The sequence below is a fragment of the Lentzea sp. NPDC004782 genome, assembly GCF_040609115.1.
Lineage (GTDB): Bacteria > Actinomycetota > Actinomycetes > Mycobacteriales > Pseudonocardiaceae > Lentzea.
This window is the reverse complement of the sequence record NZ_JBEXJN010000007.1, coordinates 96,903-116,463: the sequence shown is the minus strand read 5'-3', so window position 1 is coordinate 116,463 and position 19,561 is coordinate 96,903. Positions and strand designations below refer to the sequence as shown.

Below are 19,561 nucleotides of genomic sequence, written 5' to 3'. Positions count from 1 at the left end.
GTTCACGCTGAACCGCTCACACCTTGAGCACGGCCTCGACGATGACGTTGTCGCGGTAGCTGCCGGCGGCCCGGTCGAACTCGCCGCCGCACGTCACCAGGCGCAGCTCGGACAGCGGCGTCGGCCCGTACACGACGGCGGTCGGGAACGCGGACTTCGCGGTGGAGTACGTGTGGTTCACGACGAACGTGAGCTTGCTGCCGTCCTTGCGCTCCACCAGGACCTCGGCGCCCGGTTTCAGCTCCGGCAGCCGGAAGAACACGCCAGGCCCGGTGCGCGAGTCGACGTGGCCCGCGATCACGGCCGGTCCGGCGTCACCCGGCGCGACGCCCTTGGCGTACCACCCGGCCTTGTCGGCCCGCGTCGGCGGCTGCAGCGCCCCGGACGAGTCGACCTTCAGAGCCTCCAAAGAGGACTCGACCCCGATCGACGGGATCCGCACGGTGACCGGCTCCGGCACCTTCTCGGCGCCGGGATCCTTCACGATGTAGATCAGCGCGACCAGGACGGCGGCGCCCATCACGAGCTTGCCCTTGCTCATCAGCCGAACCGGAAGAGTCTGCCGCGCACCGAGAACATCGCGATGCCCACGATGAGCGCGATGATCAGCGCGGTGACCCAGTCCCAGCCGCCGGCCATGCCGCCGAAACCGGTCTCCTGGCCGCCGCCGGGGACGACCTCGGCGCCCTTGGCGTCGGTGCGCAGCTCGATGCGGCGGGCGTTCACCAGCAACGTGTAGACCGCGCCGGACTCGAGCGTCGCGTCCAGCCGCGTGGAGTCCTTGCCGCGCGGCAGCACCTGCAGGGGGTCGGCTCCGGGCAGCATCACCGCGTAGCCGGTCACGGAGTTCGCCGGCACGTTGCGGTGCACGAACACGCTGCCGCGCAGCAGGTCCATCTCGGTGTCGCCGGCGTTGAGGACGCGCAGGCGCGCCTGGCCGTTGGGCGGCAGGCTGACGTCGTCCTCGATCACCTTCATCGCCGACGCCAGGTCGGCCACCGTGTACGCCTTGCCCGCGCCCGCGTGCACCAGCACGGACCTCAGCACCGGCGAGGACGGGTCCGCGCGGAACTCGACCACGTGGTCACCGGCGTCGACGCGGCGGTAGTCGTGGAGCTGGGAGTAGTCGAGCGTGCCCAGCTTGGCGCCGTCGAGGGTGACGTCGACGCGCGCCTGGTCCATCGAGAAGTGCCCGATGCGCAGGTACGTGCCGCTCGCGGCGTGCGCGGGCGAGGCCGAGAGCAGGAGCAACAGCACGACAGCGAGCACTCGCACGCGGACCTCCCCTCACCGGACGTGCTAACGATAACGCGCCTGATCAGCGTCCGGTGAGCCCGTGGAGGTCCGGTCGCCCACCTGGACGTGTGACGGTGTCACCGGACGCCTTGACCGCGAGCCCGGCGGCCTCCTCCGGCCCGTCGCCGCGGCAGAGCGCGAACGTCAGCGCCGCCACGAACGCGTCACCGCCACCGGTCGTGTCGACCACCTCGACGTCTCCGAGAGGCACCACGAGCTCGCCGTCGTCCCAGGTGAACACGTTGCCGACGTCGTCAACGGCGAACGCCACGAACCCAGGACCGTGCGCCATCACCGCACGCGCGGCGCGCAGGGCGTCGTCCGCGCTTTCGATCTTCCGGCCGGACAGCAGCTCGGCCTCCCGGTGATCGGCCCGCACGACGTCCGCACCCGCCAGCAGCTCGTCCCGCCATCGCCGCGGCGCCCCGTCGAGCACCACCCGCCCGCGGGCCGCGCGGGCCGCCCGCAACGCCACCTCGGGCGGTTGCTGCAGCTGCAGGACGACGGCACCGGCTCGCGCGAAGACGTCCTCGCTCACGTCCGATTCGGTGAGCAGCAGCTCGTCCGGCAGGTCTTCGAGGTACCGCCACCCGTCGGCCACCAGGTCCACGATCAGCCCTGTCGCGCAGCCCGGCCGCCGCACGACCGCCTCGGTGCCGATCCCGTCCGCTGCGGCCCGCGCGAGCAGCCGTTCCCCCACGGCGTCGTCGCCGACCACGCCCACGAGCCGCACCGGCGCACCCAGCTGCGCCAGCCCGACCGCGATGTTCGCGCCCTTGCCGCCGAGCATCTCCCGCCGCTGCCGCACCGGCGCCGTGCCACCGGCGCCCGGCACCTCGTCCACGACGAGCACCAGGTCCCGCGCGATCTGCCCCATCACGACGATCTCGTCCACCGCGCTGGGCTACCCCATCGGCATCAGATGCAGACCTCAGTCCAGTGCGCACCGATCGGTGACGTCCTGCCCGTCCGGCAGCACCGCGAAGAGGTCGACCGGCGTGCGCTGCGACACCATCTCCGTGCGGTGCAGGCGTTTCAGCCGGTCACGGGCGACGGAGACCTCCTGGCTGGTCGCGGACAGCACGAGCACCGGAACCGCGCCCAGCCGCACGTGCCCGCCGACGCGGTGGACGTTGCCGCGCCCGAACTTGAGCACCTTCCCGTACCGCACCAGGTAGAGCAGGTTCTCCTCGCCGCGGGAGTGCTTGAGCTGCGCCACCTCACCGGTCTCGGCGTTGCGCCCCCACGTGCCGTGCGACTTCGTCAGCCACCGGAACGCGGTCCACGGCAGGCCGTGCATGTCGGTCGCGAGCACGGTCCAACCCGGCTGGAAGTACTTCGCCAGCCGGATCTTCACGGTCGTCGCGGCGATGAGCTCGGAGTTCTCCCGCCAGGTGCCGTCCAGTTCGAGCCGCCGCGCGATCTTCTGCACCGCGGGATCCGGCACCGACCGGTCGTCCAGGCACACCAGGCACCGGGTGCGGAACCCGGCACCGCACGAGCGCGCGGCACCGCACCAGCCGCACTGGTAGATCTGCACGTCCGCGCCACCCGGCCGGTCGTGCACCAGCTTCATCTGGTCCGCCACGACCTGCAGGCACGGCGCGCACAAGGCACACCACGCGACCTCGGTGACCTCCTTGCGATGCAACCGGGTCATGCAGTTGATGCACTGCTTCACTTCGCCCTCCCCCGGCAGGGAAGCCTATTCCAACGCCCTTCGCAGGCGCGAGGAGACAAGAGCGTGACGAGGATCGGTGGCCGGCAGCAGCAGGTGCAGCCGTTCGAGCACCTCGGCGTCCTCCCCGCTGTCGGCGAACGCCAGCAGCGAGCCGACGTCTCCGGCGCTGAGCACGCCCTTGCGCACCGCCGCGGCGAGATCCGCGCGTTCCTCCCGCACGACCGGTGCGTCCGAACGGGGCAGCAGCTCGCCGCCGTAGTGCCGGGTGGCCTGGCCCGCGTCACCCGATCTCAGCGCCGTGCGGACGTCCAGGAAGTCACTGCGCAGCACGGCATCCAGCCGATACGGCCTCGTCAACAGGACATCACCGAGCTGCGCGCGCAGCCTGTGCAGCTCCGCGCGGACCGTGGTCGGGTTCCCGCGTTCACCATAGAGCAACAACGCGAGCTGCTCGGCCGTGAGTCCCTTGGGGTGCAACGCGAGCGCCGTCAGCACCTCCGCGTTGCGCAGCGTGAGCGGTAACGGCCGTCCGTCGAGCTCGGCGTGCAGCCCGCCGAGGAAGTTCAGCGTGAGCACGTGCCGGCGTGGCGCGAACTGCCGCAGGTGGTGCTCGGCCAGCCGGGCGGCGGCCGACACGAGCTGCGCCACGGCCGGGTGCATCGTCTTGAGCGGTCCGCTCACGTCGACCACACCCAGCAGCAGCCCGCTGTGGGGGTCGTGGATCGGGCTCGCCGCGCAGGTCCAGCCGTGGTAGGTCCGCACCAGGTGCTCGCGCGAGTGCACGGTGACGGGTTTGCCGGTGGCGAGCGCCGTGCCCATCGCGTTCGTGCCGATGACGTCCTCGCTCCAGCGCGAGCCCTCGGTGAGGTGGACGCGTTCGGCCTTGTGCCGCACCCCGTTGTCGCCCTCGCACCACAGGATGTCCCCGCGCGTGTCGGTGACGATCATGATCGTCTCGTCCATCGACAGCGTGTGCTTGAGCAGCGGCACGGTCGCCGCCAGCGGGTGCGCGCCGCGCAGGTCCTCGACCTCGTCCGGCGCGTGGACCACCGGCGCCTCGTCCCGGTCGGGGTCGACGCGCGCGGCGAGAGACCGCCGCCACGACTCGGCGATCACCGGCCGCGTTGCTTCGCCGAGGTCCGTCACCCCTCCAGGATGACGGGCCTTCTGCCACAGGCTGTTACTCCTTTCGGATGCAACGTGAGTGAAACGTTGCACCACCTAGCGTCGCGACTCAGTTCGCAACGATGCGGGAGGCGAGATGTCGAAGTACGCAGCTCCTGGGCAGCCCGGCAGCGTGGTGACGTACCGCGACCGGTACGACCACTTCATCGGAGGCGAGTACGTCCCGCCCGCCAAGGGTGAGTACTTCGCCAACCCCACCCCGGTCACCGGCGAGGAGTTCACCGAGATCGCCCGCGGCACCGCCGAGGACGTCGAACGCGCCCTGGACGCGGCCCACGGCGCCGCCCCCGCGTGGGGCAGGACGTCGGTCGCCGACCGGGCCCAGGTGCTCAACAAGATCGCGGACCGCATCGAGGCCAACCTGGAGGCGCTCGCGGTCGCCGAGACGTGGGAGAACGGCAAGCCGATCCGCGAGACCCTGGCCGCCGACCTGCCGCTCGCGGTCGACCACTTCCGCTACTTCGCCGGCGTGATCCGCGCCCAGGAGGGCGGCATCTCGCAGATCGACGAGGACCTGGTCGCCTACCACTTCCAGGAGCCGCTCGGCGTCGTCGGCCAGATCATCCCGTGGAACTTCCCGTTGCTCATGGCGACGTGGAAGCTCGCGCCCGCCCTGGCCGCGGGCAACGCGGTGGTGCTCAAGCCCGCCGAGCAGACCCCGGCGTCGATCCACGTGCTGATGGAGCTGATCGCGGACCTGCTGCCGCCCGGCGTCGTGAACGTGGTCAACGGTTTCGGCGTCGAGGCGGGCAAGCCGCTGGCGTCGTCGCGGCGCGTGGCGAAGGTGGCGTTCACCGGCGAGACGACCACCGGCCGGTTGATCATGCAGTACGCCAGCGAGAACATCATCCCGGTCACGCTGGAGCTCGGCGGGAAGTCGCCGAACGTGTTCTTCGCCGACGTGGCGGCGCAGCGGGACGCCTTCTACGACAAGGCACTCGAAGGCTTCACGATGTTCGCGCTGAACCAGGGCGAGGTCTGCACGTGCCCGTCGCGCGCGCTGATCCAGTCGTCGGTCTACGACCAGTTCCTCGCCGACGCCGTGGAACGGACGAAGGCCGTCAAGCAGGGCCACCCGCTCGACACCGAGACGATGATCGGCGCGCAGGCGTCCAACGACCAGCTCGAGAAGATCCTGTCGTACATCGACATCGGCAAGCAGGAAGGCGCCCGCGTGCTCACCGGCGGCGAGCGCGCGGACCTCGGCGGCGAGCTGTCCGGCGGCTACTACGTGACACCGACGGTCTTCGAGGGCGACAACAAGATGCGGATCTTCCAGGAGGAGATCTTCGGCCCGGTCGTCGCCGTGACGTCGTTCGACTCCTACGACGACGCCATGAAGACCGCCAACGACACCCTCTACGGCCTGGGCGCGGGCGTGTGGTCCCGCGACGGCTCCGTCGCCTACCGCGCGGGCCGCGACATCCAGGCGGGCCGCGTGTGGGTGAACAACTACCACGCCTACCCGGCGCACGCGGCGTTCGGCGGCTACAAGCAGTCCGGCATCGGCCGCGAGAACCACCGCGTGATGCTGGACCACTACCAGCAGACCAAGAACCTGCTCGTCAGCTACTCGCAGAACGCCCAGGGCTTCTTCTGATGCCCCGCGTGGCACTGACCCAGGAGGCGGCGGACGTGCTCCGCCGCCTCCTGGCTTCGCACGGCGACCTGATGTTCCACCAGTCCGGCGGCTGCTGCGACGGCTCCGCCCCGATGTGCTACCCCGCCGGCGAGTTCCGCACCGGCTCGTCCGACGTGCACCTCGGAGACTTGACCGTTGACACGTCCGTCATTCCTGTGTGGATGTCCGCGGCGCAGTTCGAGTACTGGAGCCACACGCACCTGACGATCGACGTGGTGCCCGGCCGTGGGAGCGGGTTCTCCTTGGAAGCACCACTGGGAGTGCGTTTCCTGGTGCGTTCACGTTTGCTGAACGAGGGTGAGTTCTAGCATCTGCGCATGACCGTCCAATGCGGATGCTGCGGAGCCGAGATCGCGTCGACGGGCCGCATCGACTACCGGTTGAACCGCCCGGAGGCCCTGATCGGCCTGCCCAGCGAGCAACTCGGCGCGCCGACCGGAGGACTGCTCGTCGGACCGGACGGCGCCTCCTACATCCGTTGTCTGCTACCGGTTCGGCTGACCGGCGGAACCGAGCTCGTGTTCGGCGCGTGGATGCAGATCAGCAAAGTCGACGCCATGTACGCCCATGCGGTGTGGAACAACGACAGCGAGTACAAGAACCTGCGCGTCTCCGGCAGGTTCGCGAACTTCATCGCGCCGTGGGATCTGCTCGGCACCCATGCCGAGGCCGCCGTCCTCAACGCCGACGAGCTGCCGTACTACACCTCGCACCCGTTGCTGGAGCGCGAATGGGACCGCGACGAGGTGCTGAGCCACATCCCGCACCCGCTGCCGATCCCCGTGCGCGAGACGCTCGCCGACGTCTGGAGCGTCGAGCGCAGCGCTGGCATGCGCTGCACCATCGAGAACCGCACGATGTGCTTCACGAGCCCCGACCGCTGGGTGGGCCTCGACGTCTACGCCGACCGCACCGGCGGCAGCGCGAGCGACTTCCTCGGCGCCGTGCTGGAGGGCTACCCCGCCAGCGCCGAGCACTCCGTCACCCACGACGGCGAGGAGCTGCGGCACGCGTTCTGGCTCAGCGAGGTCATCGACGGCCACGAGGAGCAGGTGTTCCACGGACACGTCGTCCGCCCCGGCACCATGCTGTCCGTGCGCATCGTTCACCGCTTCCCTGCCGACCGCACGTGGGCGCAGCACGTGCTGAACAGCGTGCGGTACATCGGTCAGCGCGCCTGACCGAACGTCAGGCGCATGTCGTTCGCGGCGAGGCTCACCAGCGGGGTGCGACCGGTCAGGTAGCCGAGCGGGCCGCCGGCCGGGAACAGCCACGCGGTCCGGACCAACCGGAACCTTCCGGACATGACGGCGTGAGCGCGCACATCCCCGCCGTCCAGGCGTTGTGCGGTCGGCCCGGCGATCGTCCACCGGCCGGGCAGCGGCACACCGCCGGTCGCCGCGACGCCCGCGATCGACGAGCCCCGACCGAACCGGGCGACCTGCTTCGGGATCGCCCACAGCTCGCGGCCACCCTGCCGCGACGCCTCGCTGTCGACCCAGATCTGCGGCACGGACACGGCGATCCCGGCCCGGTCCCACACGGGCGTGGCGACGAGCAGCTCGTCGTAGGCGAGTACGCCGCCCGGTTCGTACGTCACGAACGCCACCGCCACGAAAGCGCTGCCCGCCACCGTGATCATTCGCGCGCCGGCCGGGAGGTGGTCCGCGGGCACCAGCTCTCGCGGCACCCGGAACACGGAGAGCACGAGGGAACCCCGCAGGTGCCACGGCTCGGCTGGATACTCCACCTTCATGACCGTACCCGCGGCACGGATTCCCGGTACGAAGACCGGAACGTCAGGACAGTCCCAAGTTTGCCGGCGTGATCTGGACCACTCGCCGAGCCGGGCTGACGATTCCCAGCCATGAACGTCCTGCTGGCCTTCGCACTGGCCGCGAGCGTCACGACGCCCGCGCACCTGCCGCCCGCGGCGCCGTGCCCGGAGAACGTCCCCGCCGGCACCACCTGTTACGAGGGCCGGGACGCCAACGGCGCCTACTACACGATCGCCGTGCCGAAGAAGTGGAACAAGACGCTGGTCGTCCACTCGCACGGCGGCCCCGACCTGGGTGACCCCACACCGGAGCGCACGCGTGACGACCTGAACCGCTGGGCCGTCATGGTCAAGGAGGGCTACGCGTGGGCGGGCACCTCGTACCGGCGCGGCGGCTACGGCACGCGGATGGCCGCGGAGGACACCGACAACCTGCGCCGGATGGCCGGCGCGATGCTCAAGCCGCACAAGGTCTACCTCCACGGCCAGTCGTGGGGCGGCAACGTCGCGGCCAAGACCATCGAGCTGTACCGGGGCTACGACGCGGCACTGCTCACCAGCGGCGTCCTGGCCGGCGGCTCGCGCGGCTACGACTACCGCGTCGACCTGCGCGTGGTCTACCAGTACTACTGCGGCAACCACCCGCGGCCGTCCGAGGCGCAGTACCCGTTGTGGCAGGGCCTGCGTCCCGGCTCGACGATGACCACCGCCGGGTTGCGCGGCCGCATCGAGGAATGCCTTGGCACCGCAGGCAGTCGCACGCCCGCACAACAGCAGAAGCTGGACGACGTCCTCGCGGTCACCAAAATCCCCGAGGAAACCCTGAACTCGCACCTGAACTTCGCGACGTTCACGTTCCGCGACATCGTCCACAACCGCCTCGGCGATCGGAACCCGTGGAGCAACACAGGTGTTGTCTACAAGGGCTCGCACGACGACGCGGCGCTGAACGCCGGTGTGGAACGGTTCGCCGCGGACCCGGCGGCACGGGCCGAGCTGGCCTACGACAGCGACCTCACCGGCAAGATCGACATACCGGTGCTGTCGGTGCACGCGATCGGCGACCCGACGGCGTTCGTGGAGCACGAGTCCGCCTACCGCGACACCGTGCGGAAGGCCGGGCGCTCGTACAACCTCGTGCAGACGTTCACGACCGAGGCCACGCACTCGGCGTTCAGCGACTCCGAGTACGCCGCGGCGATGCAGTCGTTGGCGGCGTGGGAGAAGTGGGGGCTGCGGCCCAGCCCCTACCTGATCGCGCGCAGCTGTCCCAGCCACGACAGGAAGTACGGCACGGGCTGCTTCTTCGATCCGCGCTACCGGCCGGACTCCTACGAGTCACGGGTCGCACCCCGAATGTGACCCGCCGCCGGCGATGCCCGGCCGCACCCGCCGGGCATCGCCGGAAACTCAGCGACCCTGCAACGACTTCACCTTGTCGCCGAAGGTCCAGTTCTTCGAGCCGTCCCAGTTGATCGACCAGGTCATGAGCCCCTTGAGCTGACCGCTGAAGCTGTTCCACGCCTGCCCGACCAGGCTCGGGCTCAGGTAACCGCCACCGGCACCGGGCTGCGCGGGCAGACCCGGCACCTGCTTGTCGTACGGCACCTTGACCGTGGTGCCCTGCACGACCAAACCCTTGTTGAGGCACTGGGTCTGGGCGACGAAGCCCTGCACGGTGCCGGCCTGGTAGCTGTCGCCGGAGCAGCCGTACATGGAACCGTTGTAGTACTGCATGTTCAGCCACCAGAGGCGGCCGTTGTCCGCGTACTTCTTGATGATCGGCAGGTACGCGCCCCAGATCGAGCCGTAGACGACGCTGCCACCCGTCACGTACGCGGTCTCCGGCGCCATCGTCAGGCCGAAACCGGACGGCATGGCGGCGAGGACACCGTCGATGATGCGGATCAGGTTGGCCTGGGAGGTGGACAGCTGGCCGATGTTGCCGCTGCCGACCAGACCGGTCTCGATGTCGATGTCGATGCCGTCGAAGTTGAACTTCTTGAGGATCGGCACGACGGTGGCGACGAACCGGTTGGCCACGGCGGTCGAGCTCAGGTCGATGCCCGCCGCCGCGCCACCGATCGACAGCAGGATCGTGGCCCCGGCCGCCTTCGCCGCGCACATCTCGGCGGGCGTGGCGACCTTGACGCCCGCGTCCATGCCGTCCTCCCACAGCACGGTGCCGTCGGAGCGGATGACGGGGAACGCAGCGTTGATCACGTTGTAGCCGTGCTGCTTGACGCGGCTGTCGGTGATCGGCGTCCAGCCGAACGGCGGGTGCACGCCGTTCGACGAGCCGTCCCAGTTCTCCCAGTAGCCCTGCAGGACCTTGCCTGCCGGCCGGGACTTGAGCGCGCACGTGTCGGCCGCCTGCGCGGTGGACGGGACGAGCACGGTGCTCATGAGCAGAAGCAGGGCTGTCAACGCCCTCGACACCAAGCGGGCAGACATTCGCTCACCTCTCACGTTCAGGCGGCGACCCGTCTGTCATTGAAGCACGAAATGGTCCAGACCTCTACCCGATCAGGCGACCTTCAGGGACCACAGGGTCTCCTCCGACACCTTCCACAACCGAGCGGCCGCCTCCGGGTCCTGCGCGTAGGCAGCCACACCGGACAGCAGACCGCCGGTGTTCGGCAACGCCTCGTTGCAGTCCTCGAAGTACTTGCCGGACAAGCCTTCCAGCAGCGGCGACGTGGCCACGACCAACGTCGTCGCGGCACCCTGCGCGGGCGTCTTCACCCGGCGCGTGCCCGCGGCACCGCTGCGCCTGATCCGTTCCTGCAGCTCCTCGGCGGTGAGATGACGCTGCAGGTTCGTGGCGATGCTGCCGGGCATCAGCGCGTTCATGGTGATGCCCTCACCGGCCCAGCGCTTGCCCGCCTCCACCCCGAACAGGATGTTCGCCGTCTTCGACTGCCCGTACGCCTGCCACCGGTCGTACTCGCGGCGCTCGTAGTGGATGTCGTCGAACACGACCTCACTGGCGAGGTGGGCGGACGAGCTGACGTTCACCACCCGCGCACCCTCCGCGCGCAACGAGTTGAACAGCCCGACCGTCAACGCGAAGTGCCCGAGGTGGTTGGTCGCGAACTGCAGCTCCCACCCTTCCGGCGTGCGCGTGAGCGGCGTGGCCATGACACCGGCGTTGTTGACCAGCAGGTGCAACGGCCCGTCCCAGTTGCGCGCGAACGCCTTCACCGACTCCTGCGACGCCAGGTCCAGCCGCGCCGCGGAGATGTACCTGTTGCCCGTCGCCTTGACGAGCGCCGACGCGACCCGCTGACCGGCGTCGACGTCGCGCGCGGCGATCGTGACCTCGGCACCGGCCGCGGCCAGTGCCCGCACCGTCTCGACGCCGATGCCCGACGCGCCGCCGGTGACGACGGCGCGGCGACCGGCGAAGTCGCTCGCGGCGGCCACTTCCATCGCGGTCGTCTCGAACCCGAACCCAGTGGTGATCATGCCTGCACCTTCAGTGTCTTCTCGGGGCTGGAAAGTTGGGGGTGGTGGTCGCCAGGCGACCCGTTTGAGCGGCTGAGCCGCCTGTTGTGCCTCACCGTTCCGGTCACGCCCGTTGTCGATGAAGGGCGCCTTCATCGACGTCAGGTGCAATGCCAGGAACTTGAGCGGCGACGCGTTGCGCCGACCCTCGCGGGCAGGCTCGCCGCAGTCGCCGGGCGCACCGGATCCGCCGCACTGCCGTGCACCGTGCGGTCAGGCCTCGCCAGGCGCGTGGTGACGTGGATGAAGGCGCCCTTCATCCACCCCAGGTGGAACAAAGAGCCCTTCATCCACCAATCGACCAGCGGCCGGAATCGCACCGCCGGCGTTGTCGGCACGCCGATTCGGGCTGCTGCCTCAGGGTGAAAAAGCCTCACTACTGAACCGCTTGCCGCGACAGCGCGTTCAGCAATACCGAGCATCGGACCGTCGAGCGGCGGCCGCCAAAGTGACCCGTTCGCGCGACAGAACCACCTGCCGCGGCTACGCGTTCAGCGTTCGCCGGGACGCGTTGGACGGTCGCTGCGGGATCGCAGCGGGTGGAAGGCTTGGCCGTCAGTGCTTCTTCGGGCGCGCCTTCGGCAGTTGGACAGTCGCCACCGAGCCGCCTGGAGCGGCCAGGCCGCTTCTTCAGTTGTCGGGGCGACTGGACAGCGGCACTGCCATGAAGCCCGGACTGGCCGCGTGGAGCCGGCTGCCATGGCTCGGCTGTTGCGCTATCGCCACCAGCCTTGGCCGCACCTTCGGCGCGAATACGCAAGCCTCCCTGCGGCTGGTCGCCGGTGCTGAGCGGTCATGCGGGCAGCTTCAGCGTTTCCTCGGAGAGCTCCCACAGGTGGGCCGCGGCTTCCGGGTCCAGGGCGTAGGGCGCTACGCCGCCTCGCATGTCGCCGGCGTTCCGGAGCGCCTCGTTGCAGTCCTCGAAGTAGAGGCCCGAGCGGCCCTCGACCAGCGGGGAGACGGCCAGCACCAGGGTGGTGGCGGCACCCTGTTCCGGGGTCTTGAGCTGCAAGGGCTTGCCGCCGCCGCGGAGTCGGAGGCGCTCCTCCAGCTCTTCCGGGGTGATGTGGCGCTGCAGGGCCGTGAGGATGCCGCCGGGCATCAGGGCGTTCATCGTGATGCCCTCACCGGCCCAGCGCTTGCCGGCCTCCACACCGAACAGGATGTTCGCGGTCTTGGACTGGCCGTAAGCCTGCCAGCGGTCGTACTCGCGGCGCTCGAAGTGGATGTCGTCGAACACCACCGGGCTGGCGAGGTGGCCCGCCGAGCTGACGTTCACCACGCGGGCACCCTCGGCGCGCAGCGCGTCGAACAGGCCCAGGGTGAGGGCGAAGTGGCCGAAGTGGTTCGTGGCGAACTGGAGCTCCCAGCCCTCCTGGGTGCGGGTGAGGGGTGTGGCCATGACGCCCGCGTTGTTGATCAGTAAGTGCAGCGGGCCGGACCAGGAGCGGACGAACTCCTTCACCGAGTCCTGCGAGGCCAGCTCCAGCGGAGCGACGAAGATGCTCTTGTTGCCGGTCGCCTCCGCCAGGGACGCGGCCACGCGCTGACCGGCCTCGACGTCGCGGGCGGCGATGGTGACCTCGGCACCCGCGGCGGCCAGGGCCCGGACGGTCTCGACGCCGATGCCCGACGCCCCACCGGTGACCACGGCGCGACGGCCGGAGAGGTCGACGCCCTCGACGACCTCGAGAGCGGTCGTCTCGAAGCCGAACGGGGTGGTGATGCGTTCACTCATCTGATTTCCCCAACCTTGTCGTACACTGAAACGGAGGTTCCTCCGGTTCGGCTTCCACCTTAACCGGAGGGTCCTCCGTTTAGCAAGTTACCCACAGGAGTGAACGAAGTGCGTGCTGACGCTGTCCGCAACCGCGGGTTGCTGCTCGAGGTGGCGCTGGACGCCTTCACCCACGGCAAGGACGTGACGCTCGGCGCCATCGCCAAGAAGGCGGGCGTCGGGATCGGCACGCTGTACCGGCACTTCCCCACCCGCGAGGCCCTGATCGAGGCCGTCTACCGCACGGAGCTGGAGAAGCTCTGCGACGCGGCCCCCGAGCTGCTCAAGACCCACGAGCCCGAGGCGGCGCTGCGGGCGTGGATGGACCGCTTCATCGCTTACCTGGCCACGAAACGCGACCTCAAGGACGCGCTGCAGGCCGTCATCGCGCTGGGCGTGAACCCGTTCGAGCACAGCCGCGCCAAGATGACCGAGGCCCTGCAGCTGCTGCTGGCACCGCTGGGCGCGACGGCCGAGCCGATGGACGTCATGGCCATGCTCGTCGCCGTCGGCCAGAACGGCGACCCGGATCAGGCCAAGCGGATGCTCGACCTGATCGTGGACGGGATCAAGTACGGCGCGGTCACGAGGAACGCTGCCGCTCGAACCGCTCCACCAGCGCCGGAACCTCGTTGAGCAGGAAGGCGTAGAAGTCGCGCATGTAGGTCAGCCGGTCGTGCGCGGCCCCCGGCCCCACCACCTCGACACCCCTCTGCACGGCGTTCAGCACGTCGTCGACGACCGAGTGCTGCCGCGAGTACAGCGTGGTCCAGACGTTGTCGCGCATCCGGAAGTGCTCGCGCCGGCTGCCCGCCACGAAGCTCCGCTCGATCACACCCATCTGCGCCAGCATCTTGATCGCACCCGACACCGAGCCCGCGCTCACACCCAGCTCGTCGGCGAGATCGCCCGCGGTCAGCGACTCCTTGTCGGAGAACAGGAAGGCGGCCAGCGCACGCGCCCCCATCCGCTGCATCCCGGCACCGACCAGCGTGAGTGCAAGGTGCTCGGCCGCATCCTTGCGATCTGTCTCGCCCGTCACACGGCCCCTGCCTTCAGAAATTTCTGAACGTTCGCTAGCCTCGATCCTAGGGGGAAGGGGCAGGCCATGGCCACTGCACTCGTCGTCGGAGCCGGAGTCGCCGGCCTCGCGACCGCGCTCCGGCTGACTCGCAGCACGTGGGACGTCGTCGTGCTCGACCACGGCAGGCACCACGACCGGGTGCCGCTGCGAGGTCCTGATCTGCACGCCGCGCGCAGGCTCGCCGCCCTGCCGTGCCCGCTGCACTACGAGACCCGCCACAGCACGGTCACCGCGCTGCACCCGGACCGGTTCGGCGTCACGGTCGCGTTCAACGACCACGAGGACGAGTGGTTCGACATCGTCGTGTGCGCCCAGTCCTGCTGCGAGGCCGAACGATTACCCGGCCTGCGCCTCGAATCCTGGTCCCGCGACCACGTGGCACTGCTCCACCGAGCCGTGCGGGACACCGGGATCCCGCTGTGCGCCGCCGAACTGCTCGCGGACGCGCTCGACATCTACACCGACGACCACGCCGCGTTCTCCTGGTGGGAAACCACTTTGAAGCCGCACACCGTTAGGCGGGCCTTTACCCGCGTTCGGTAAGCCTGCGGGTCATGACCACGTTACGGAGACGCACCTTCATCGTGGGCGGCCTCGCGGGAGCGAGTGCCGGAGTCCTCGCCCCCGGTCCGGCCAACGCCATCGGCTACCCCTTCACCCTCGGGGTGGCGTCCGGCGAACCAGCGGCGGACGGGTTCGTGATCTGGACCCGCCTCGCCCCCAACCCCCTCAACGCGGACGGCCTCGGCGGCATGCCGAGCACCGGCGCCACCGTCGACTGGCAGGTCGCCACCGACGAACGCTTCACGAGCCTCGCCCGCACCGGCACCGGCACCACCCAGGCGGCAGGTGCTCACTCCGTGCACGTCACCCTCACCGGCCTCGAACCCGGCCGCGAGTACTGGTACCGCTTCCGCACCGGCGGCCACATCTCCCCCGCCGGCCGCGCCCTCACCGCACCGGCCGTCGGCACCTCACCCGAGCTGACCATGCTCTTCGCCTCGTGCTCGCACTACGAGGAGGGCTACTTCACCGCCTACCGCCGGATGGCCGAGGAACACCCCGACCTGATCCTGCACCTCGGCGACTACATCTACGAAGGCGCCGCCAGCACCACGCGCGTCCGCAAGTTCACGCCCAGCGCGGAGATCAGCACGCTGGCCGACTACCGGGTCCGCCACGCCCAGTACAAGACCGACCCCGACCTGCAGGCCGCGCACGCCACCGCACCGTGGCTGGTGGTCTGGGACGATCACGAGGTAGAGAACAACTACGCCAACCTCGTCCGCAACGACAACAGCCCGGCCGGCGACTTCAGGGCCCGCCGCGCCGCCGCCTACAAGGCGTACTACGAGCACATGCCGCTCAGGAGCGCCCAGGCGCCCGCAGCCGAGAACATGCTGCTGCACCGCAGGGTTCGCTGGGGCAGCCTCGCCACGTTCCACATGCTCGACACCCGCCAGTACCGCGACGACCAGGCGTGCGGCGACGGCACGAAGGTCTGCCCCGCCGCCGACGACCCCGCGCGCACGATCACCGGTACCGCGCAGGAGACCTGGCTGATCGACGGCCTGCGCCAGAAGCTCGGCACGTGGGACTTCCTGGGCCAGCAGGTGTTCTTCGCGCAACGCCTCGCCAGTGCGGACGGTGCGAAGAGCATGGACGCGTGGGACGGCTACACCGCCAACCGAACCCGGATCCAGAACGCGTGGGACGCCAGCGGCAACAAGGGCACGGTCGTCCTCACCGGCGACGTGCACCGCAGCTGGGCGGCCGACCTGATGCAGGACTACGGCTCGCAGAACCGCGTCATCGGCACCGAGCTCGTCACCACCTCGATCACGTCCGGCGGTGACGGCAACGCGGCCGAGAACGGCCTCAACCCGACGCTGAACCCGCACGTGAAGTACTTCAAGAACCTGCGCGGCTACGTGAAGACCCGCACGACGACCACCGAGATGCACGTCGACTTCCGCGCCGTGGACAAGGTCACCGTCCGCGACTACCCGGTGAAGACCGTCGGCAGCTACGTCGTCGAGGCGAACAACCCCGGATTGCAGGCGCCGTGAAAACACTGCTGATCGCCTCACTCCTGCTGGCACCCGCGCCGATGACGTGGTCCACGGTCAACAGCGACTCGACCGGCGACCAGGACAACGCGGCGGTCTCCGCCACCCGCAACGGCTACACCGCCGTCGTGTGGGAGGACGACCGCGACACCACGGCGCCGGCGGACCCGGTCCACTCCGACGTCTGGATCCGCCTCTACAAGGACGGCACGTCCCTTTACGAGAAGAAGCTGAGCACCGGTGGCACCGGCGACTGGCGCCACTGGCAGCCCGACGTCGCACTGCACGAGGACGGCACCGCGGTCGTCGTGTGGTCGGAAGACCCGGACGGCAACGGCTTCTACAACATCGCGGTCCGCTCGGTCAGCCCCTCCGGCGCCGTCTCCGGTTCGGGCACGGCCAACGCCAGCTCCGACGGCCAGCAGTACTTCCCGAGCGTCGCGGCCGACCCGGACACCGGCGGCTTCGCGGTGGCGTGGGAGGACAAGCAGGGCACCAACCCGCCCACCGTGCGCGTGAGCGGGTTCGCGTCCATCTCGTCCAAGACCTACGAGACCCAGGTCGACAACGCGGGCGGCACGCACGCCAAACCACAGGTCGCGATGGGTGCGGCGGGCAACGCGATCGTGGTGTGGGAGGCGGACGCGAACATCGCCCGCAAGATCCTCAGCCCGTCCGGCGCCGTGAAGCTGCCGCAAACCACTACAGGGCAAGGAAAACACCCCGACGTGGCCGCCAACTTCAACGGCGACTTCGCGGTCGCCTGGGAGCAGTCCGGCGTGAAGACGCAGTCCTTCACCGCGGCCGGTGCCGCTCGTGGTGCCGTGGCGAGCACCACCGGTGCCGACCCGCAGATCGGCATCGACGACCAGCTCGGCGTCGCGGTGACCACGGAGGAGGCGCAGGACGTCTACACGGTGGTCTACAACCCCGACGGGACGACGACCGGACGGCCCGCGCGGCAGCTCACGGTCTCGAACGCCACGGGCAAGCAGGACGAGCCCGCGGTCGGGGTGGACCCGTGGGGCCAGATCACCGTCGTGTACACCGACGACAACGACGGCAACGGGTACGACCAGGTCTACCTGGGCACGGGTTTGACGACCCAGGCCTGGTAGCGGCGAACGGGGTGGTGTGGCGTTGCGGCCGCACCACCCTGGCTCTGGTGGACACTCGCGGATGGTGCGGACGCCTGCCGCACCACCCGCACCCCTGGTAGGCGCTCGCAGGTGCTGGCGAACGCGTGCCGCACCAGCCCCGATGGACGCGCACAGATGATGGCGAGCGGGCGCAGGGCCACACGGCATGCGGTGTTGCCGGGGTGCGGCCGGGCGCCTGGCGGGTGCTCGTCAGGCGCCCGGCCGTGGGCTCAGCGCTGGTCGAACGGGCGGCGTCGGCGGTGGACGTCCAGCAGTGACGCGGGCTTCCAGACGCCGTGCACGTCGTAGGTGTCCTCGCCGGGCGCCACGATCTCGTCGATGCGGTCCAGCACGTCGTCGGTCAGCACCAGCGACGCGCCCTCCAGCAACGACTCCAGCTGCTCCATCGTGCGCGGCCCGGTGATGGCCGACGTCACCGCCGGGTGCGTCGTCACGAACGCGATCGCGAGTGCCGGCAGCGACACCCCCATCTCGTCCGCCAGTTTCGCGAACTGCTCCACGGCGTCGAACTTCGCGGCGTTGCGCGGCAGCGTCTCGTCGAACCGGTCCGGGGTCAGCGTGGCCCGGAACGCCTCGGCGTTCGTGCCCCGCCGGTGCCTGCCGGACAGGAACCCGCTCGCCAGCGGGCTCCACACCAGCACGCCCATCCCCAGCCGCTGACAGGTCGGCAGCACCGAGCGCTCGATCCCGCGCGCCAGCAACGAGTACGGCGGCTGCTCGGTCCGGAACCGCAGGAAGCCCCGGTTCATCGCCACGTGGTGGGCCTCGACGATCTCCGCGGCGGGGAAGGTCGAACACCCGAACGCCCGGATCTTCCCGGCCCGCACCAGGTCCGTCAGCACCGACAGCGTTTCCTCGACGTCGGTCGTGTAGTCCGGCCGGTGCACCTGGTACAGGTCGATCCAGTCGGTGCCGAGCCGCCGCAGGCTGTCCTCCACCGCGCGCACGATGTGACGGCGCGAGTTGCCGCTGCGGTTGCGGCCCTCACCCAGCGGGAAGTGCACCTTCGTCGCCAGCACCACGTCGTCGCGACGGCCCGCCAGCGCCTTGCCGACGATCTCCTCCGACTCCCCCGCCGAGTACATGTCGGCGGTGTCGACGAAGTTGATCCCCGCGTCGAGAGCGCGGTGGATGATCCGCACGCCCTCGTCGTGGTCGGTGTTGCCGACCGAGCCGAACATCATGGCGCCGAGGCAGTGGTGGCTGACCTCGATGCCGGTTCCCCCAAGTACGCGATAACGCATCGTCATGCGGAGAACCTAGGAGCTGGAGTCGCCTCTAGGTCAAGAACCTATGCTCGGATCCATGAGCTTGAGCATCGGGCAGGTGGCCGAACGCACCGGGCTGAGCGTGCACGCGCTTCGCTTCTACGAGAAGGAAGGCATCCTCGCCAACCAGGTCCACAGAGGACCGGGCGGGCGCCGGGTGTACACGCAGCAGGACGTCGACTGGCTGCGCATGTGCATCATGCTGCGGATGTCCGGGATGCCGGTGCCGGAGATCCGCCGCTACACCGAGCTCGTGCGCCAGGGCGACGGCAACGAGCTGCAGCGGCTCGAGATCCTCAAGGAGCACCAGGAACGCGTCCGTCAGCAGATGGCGCAGCTGCAGGACTGCATGGACCTCATCACCCACAAGGTCGGCGTTTATCAGGACTACGTCAATTCCATCGCCGCCAAGGCGGTCGGCCAATAGGCTCACGCCCATGCCCGTCGTGCTCTCGCTGAACATCGCCCAGAAGACCGTTCCGGTGGATTACGCCCAGAAGGGCCTCACCGCGATCGACAAGCGCCCGGTCGAGGGACCGCTGCAGGTGAGCCCGCCGGGACCGAAAGGCAGCGGCGGCAGCGGTGTCCAGGGCGACATGATCGGTGACTGGGCCAGCCACGGCGGCGACCACCAGGCCGTCTACGGCTACGCCCGCGAGGACCTCGACCACTGGCAGGACGAACTGGGGCTCGACCTGCACAACGGCCAGTTCGGCGAGAACATCACCACGCAGGGCATCGACCAGACCAACGCCCTCATCGGCGAACGGTGGCGCGTCGGCACCGCGCTGCTGGAGGTCACCGCCCCGCGCATCCCGTGCCGGACGTTCGCGGGCCATCTCGGCCTGAGCGGCTGGGTGAAGCGGTTCACGCAGGCCAACCGGCCCGGCGCGTACTTCCGCGTGCTGGAGGCGGGCCTGATCGCGCCCGGCGACGAGATCACCGTGGTGCACCGGCCGGACCACGACGTCACGGTCGAGCTGTTCTTCCGGGCGATGCTCACCGAACCCGAGCTGCTCCCCCGCCTGCTGGAGGCGGGGGACGCGGTGCCACCAGGGGTGATCGAACTCGTGCACAAGCGCACGGCGGTCGAGCTCGATTCCTGACGACGCTAA

21 protein-coding genes are annotated in these 19,561 nt (G+C 69.7%); 10 read left to right on the top strand and 11 right to left on the bottom strand.

Features of this window, described 5'->3' with window-relative positions; translation table 11 throughout:
• Nucleotides 1-16 precede the first annotated feature (16 nt).
• The 5 genes from ABZV40_RS09000 to ABZV40_RS08980 are packed head-to-tail and all read right to left on the bottom strand — an operon-like array spanning nucleotide 17 to nucleotide 4,123.
• Nucleotides 17-541, bottom strand: coding sequence for a class F sortase (locus ABZV40_RS09000; RefSeq protein ID WP_355437746.1), 525 nt, complete (start codon nucleotides 539-541; stop codon nucleotides 17-19).
• The gene (locus ABZV40_RS08995) at nucleotides 541-1,275 is read right to left on the bottom strand and encodes a DUF4397 domain-containing protein (RefSeq protein WP_355437744.1); all 735 of its coding nucleotides are present in this window, start codon (nucleotides 1,273-1,275) and stop codon (nucleotides 541-543) included. Before ABZV40_RS08995 ends, ABZV40_RS09000 begins: the two co-directional genes overlap by 1 nt.
• 43 nt (nucleotides 1,276-1,318) lie before the next feature.
• A complete protein-coding gene (locus tag ABZV40_RS08990; protein ID WP_355437742.1) occupies nucleotides 1,319-2,191 on the bottom strand; it encodes a PfkB family carbohydrate kinase in 873 nt (290 codons plus the stop codon).
• Between the two features lie 36 nt (nucleotides 2,192-2,227).
• Nucleotides 2,228-2,956, bottom strand: coding sequence for a hypothetical protein (locus tag ABZV40_RS08985; RefSeq protein ID WP_355437740.1), 729 nt, complete (start codon nucleotides 2,954-2,956; stop codon nucleotides 2,228-2,230).
• 45 nt (nucleotides 2,957-3,001) lie between these two features.
• Nucleotides 3,002-4,123 carry a GAF domain-containing protein gene (locus ABZV40_RS08980; protein WP_355437738.1) on the bottom strand — a complete coding sequence of 374 codons (1,122 nt, stop codon included), beginning with the start codon at nucleotides 4,121-4,123 and terminating at the stop codon, nucleotides 3,002-3,004.
• Nucleotides 4,124-4,238: 115 nt separating this feature from the next.
• On the opposite strand from ABZV40_RS08980, the gene ABZV40_RS08975 reads away from it, so the two are divergent.
• Genes ABZV40_RS08975 through ABZV40_RS08965 form a run of 3 tightly spaced genes read left to right on the top strand, consistent with a single transcriptional unit; the run spans nucleotide 4,239 to nucleotide 6,985 of the window.
• Nucleotides 4,239-5,762 carry an aldehyde dehydrogenase family protein gene (locus ABZV40_RS08975; protein WP_355437736.1) on the top strand — a complete coding sequence of 508 codons (1,524 nt, stop codon included), beginning with the start codon at nucleotides 4,239-4,241 and terminating at the stop codon, nucleotides 5,760-5,762.
• Nucleotides 5,762-6,112, top strand: coding sequence for a DUF779 domain-containing protein (locus ABZV40_RS08970; protein ID WP_355437734.1), 351 nt, complete (start codon nucleotides 5,762-5,764; stop codon nucleotides 6,110-6,112). Before ABZV40_RS08975 ends, ABZV40_RS08970 begins: the two co-directional genes overlap by 1 nt.
• 9 nt (nucleotides 6,113-6,121) lie before the next feature.
• Nucleotides 6,122-6,985, top strand: coding sequence for a hypothetical protein (locus tag ABZV40_RS08965; protein ID WP_355437732.1), 864 nt, complete (start codon nucleotides 6,122-6,124; stop codon nucleotides 6,983-6,985).
• Here ABZV40_RS08965 and ABZV40_RS08960 read toward each other — a convergent pair.
• The gene (locus tag ABZV40_RS08960; RefSeq protein WP_355437730.1) at nucleotides 6,973-7,554 is read right to left on the bottom strand and encodes an acetoacetate decarboxylase family protein; all 582 of its coding nucleotides are present in this window, start codon (nucleotides 7,552-7,554) and stop codon (nucleotides 6,973-6,975) included. The genes ABZV40_RS08965 and ABZV40_RS08960 overlap by 13 nt on opposite strands.
• Nucleotides 7,555-7,671: 117 nt before the next feature.
• Between ABZV40_RS08960 and ABZV40_RS08955 the strand changes: the two genes are divergently transcribed.
• Nucleotides 7,672-8,943: a hypothetical protein gene (locus ABZV40_RS08955; protein WP_355437729.1), complete on the top strand. Its 1,272-nt coding sequence runs from the start codon at nucleotides 7,672-7,674 to the stop codon at nucleotides 8,941-8,943.
• Between the two features lie 48 nt (nucleotides 8,944-8,991).
• On the opposite strand, the gene ABZV40_RS08950 is transcribed toward ABZV40_RS08955, so the two are convergent.
• The 3 genes from ABZV40_RS08950 to ABZV40_RS08940 all read right to left on the bottom strand — a co-directional run bounded on the left by ABZV40_RS08950 (nucleotide 8,992) and on the right by ABZV40_RS08940 (nucleotide 12,826).
• Nucleotides 8,992-10,035 carry a chitinase gene (locus ABZV40_RS08950; RefSeq protein ID WP_355437727.1) on the bottom strand — a complete coding sequence of 348 codons (1,044 nt, stop codon included), beginning with the start codon at nucleotides 10,033-10,035 and terminating at the stop codon, nucleotides 8,992-8,994.
• A gap of 72 nt (nucleotides 10,036-10,107) precedes the next feature.
• Entirely contained in the window at nucleotides 10,108-11,049 is a 942-nt protein-coding gene (locus ABZV40_RS08945) for an SDR family NAD(P)-dependent oxidoreductase (protein ID WP_355437725.1), read from the bottom strand.
• An 832-nt stretch (nucleotides 11,050-11,881) separates the two neighbouring features.
• Complete coding sequence (locus ABZV40_RS08940) at nucleotides 11,882-12,826, bottom strand: SDR family NAD(P)-dependent oxidoreductase (protein WP_355437723.1); 945 nt, start codon at nucleotides 12,824-12,826, stop codon at nucleotides 11,882-11,884.
• Nucleotides 12,827-12,934: 108 nt separating this feature from the next.
• On the opposite strand from ABZV40_RS08940, the gene ABZV40_RS08935 reads away from it, so the two are divergent.
• A complete protein-coding gene (locus ABZV40_RS08935) occupies nucleotides 12,935-13,501 on the top strand; it encodes a helix-turn-helix domain-containing protein (RefSeq protein ID WP_355437721.1) in 567 nt (188 codons plus the stop codon).
• On the opposite strand, the gene ABZV40_RS08930 is transcribed toward ABZV40_RS08935, so the two are convergent.
• Nucleotides 13,449-13,907, bottom strand: a complete 459-nt coding sequence (locus ABZV40_RS08930) for a MarR family transcriptional regulator (RefSeq protein WP_355437719.1) — start codon at nucleotides 13,905-13,907, stop codon at nucleotides 13,449-13,451. The two genes, ABZV40_RS08935 and ABZV40_RS08930, sit on opposite strands and share 53 nt — an antisense overlap.
• Before the next feature lie 66 nt (nucleotides 13,908-13,973).
• On the opposite strand from ABZV40_RS08930, the gene ABZV40_RS08925 reads away from it, so the two are divergent.
• Genes ABZV40_RS08925 through ABZV40_RS08915 form a run of 3 tightly spaced genes read left to right on the top strand, consistent with a single transcriptional unit; the run spans nucleotide 13,974 to nucleotide 17,136 of the window.
• Nucleotides 13,974-14,492 (top strand): NAD(P)-binding protein, encoded by a 519-nt coding sequence (locus tag ABZV40_RS08925; protein ID WP_355437717.1) that lies wholly within the window; start codon nucleotides 13,974-13,976, stop codon nucleotides 14,490-14,492.
• An 11-nt stretch (nucleotides 14,493-14,503) separates the two neighbouring features.
• Nucleotides 14,504-16,018 (top strand): alkaline phosphatase D family protein, encoded by a 1,515-nt coding sequence (locus ABZV40_RS08920; RefSeq protein WP_355437715.1) that lies wholly within the window; start codon nucleotides 14,504-14,506, stop codon nucleotides 16,016-16,018.
• Entirely contained in the window at nucleotides 16,015-17,136 is a 1,122-nt protein-coding gene (locus ABZV40_RS08915) for a hypothetical protein (RefSeq protein ID WP_355437713.1), read from the top strand. The genes ABZV40_RS08920 and ABZV40_RS08915 overlap by 4 nt, the downstream gene beginning before the upstream one ends.
• 251 nt (nucleotides 17,137-17,387) lie before the next feature.
• Here the strand turns inward: ABZV40_RS08915 and ABZV40_RS08910 are convergent, their stop codons facing one another.
• Nucleotides 17,388-18,422, bottom strand: coding sequence for an aldo/keto reductase (locus ABZV40_RS08910; RefSeq protein ID WP_355437941.1), 1,035 nt, complete (start codon nucleotides 18,420-18,422; stop codon nucleotides 17,388-17,390).
• A 61-nt stretch (nucleotides 18,423-18,483) separates the two neighbouring features.
• Here ABZV40_RS08910 and ABZV40_RS08905 point away from each other — a divergent pair, with 61 nt between their 5' ends.
• Nucleotides 18,484-18,873, top strand: a complete 390-nt coding sequence (locus tag ABZV40_RS08905; protein WP_355437711.1) for a MerR family transcriptional regulator — start codon at nucleotides 18,484-18,486, stop codon at nucleotides 18,871-18,873.
• A gap of 10 nt (nucleotides 18,874-18,883) precedes the next feature.
• Nucleotides 18,884-19,552: an MOSC domain-containing protein gene (locus tag ABZV40_RS08900; protein WP_355437709.1), complete on the top strand. Its 669-nt coding sequence runs from the start codon at nucleotides 18,884-18,886 to the stop codon at nucleotides 19,550-19,552.
• The last annotated feature ends 9 nt before the right edge of the window (nucleotides 19,553-19,561 follow it).

What these genes read in the sequence shown, in the direction of transcription:
- ABZV40_RS08965 (WP_355437732.1), top strand. Translation starts at nt 6,122, where the DNA reads ATGACCGTCCAATGCGGATGCTGCGGAGCCGAGATCGCGTCGACGGGC.
- ABZV40_RS08940 (WP_355437723.1), bottom strand. Translation starts at nt 12,826, where the DNA reads ATGAGTGAACGCATCACCACCCCGTTCGGCTTCGAGACGACCGCTCTC.
- ABZV40_RS09000 (WP_355437746.1), bottom strand. Translation starts at nt 541, where the DNA reads ATGAGCAAGGGCAAGCTCGTGATGGGCGCCGCCGTCCTGGTCGCGCTG.
- ABZV40_RS08970 (WP_355437734.1), top strand. Translation starts at nt 5,762, where the DNA reads ATGCCCCGCGTGGCACTGACCCAGGAGGCGGCGGACGTGCTCCGCCGC.
- ABZV40_RS08950 (WP_355437727.1), bottom strand. Translation starts at nt 10,035, where the DNA reads ATGTCTGCCCGCTTGGTGTCGAGGGCGTTGACAGCCCTGCTTCTGCTC.
- ABZV40_RS08925 (WP_355437717.1), top strand. Translation starts at nt 13,974, where the DNA reads ATGGCCACTGCACTCGTCGTCGGAGCCGGAGTCGCCGGCCTCGCGACC.
- ABZV40_RS08905 (WP_355437711.1), top strand. Translation starts at nt 18,484, where the DNA reads ATGAGCTTGAGCATCGGGCAGGTGGCCGAACGCACCGGGCTGAGCGTG.
- ABZV40_RS08985 (WP_355437740.1), bottom strand. Translation starts at nt 2,956, where the DNA reads ATGACCCGGTTGCATCGCAAGGAGGTCACCGAGGTCGCGTGGTGTGCC.
- ABZV40_RS08945 (WP_355437725.1), bottom strand. Translation starts at nt 11,049, where the DNA reads ATGATCACCACTGGGTTCGGGTTCGAGACGACCGCGATGGAAGTGGCC.
- ABZV40_RS08920 (WP_355437715.1), top strand. Translation starts at nt 14,504, where the DNA reads ATGACCACGTTACGGAGACGCACCTTCATCGTGGGCGGCCTCGCGGGA.
- ABZV40_RS08975 (WP_355437736.1), top strand. Translation starts at nt 4,239, where the DNA reads ATGTCGAAGTACGCAGCTCCTGGGCAGCCCGGCAGCGTGGTGACGTAC.
- ABZV40_RS08910 (WP_355437941.1), bottom strand. Translation starts at nt 18,422, where the DNA reads ATGCGTTATCGCGTACTTGGGGGAACCGGCATCGAGGTCAGCCACCAC.
- ABZV40_RS08900 (WP_355437709.1), top strand. Translation starts at nt 18,884, where the DNA reads ATGCCCGTCGTGCTCTCGCTGAACATCGCCCAGAAGACCGTTCCGGTG.
- ABZV40_RS08955 (WP_355437729.1), top strand. Translation starts at nt 7,672, where the DNA reads ATGAACGTCCTGCTGGCCTTCGCACTGGCCGCGAGCGTCACGACGCCC.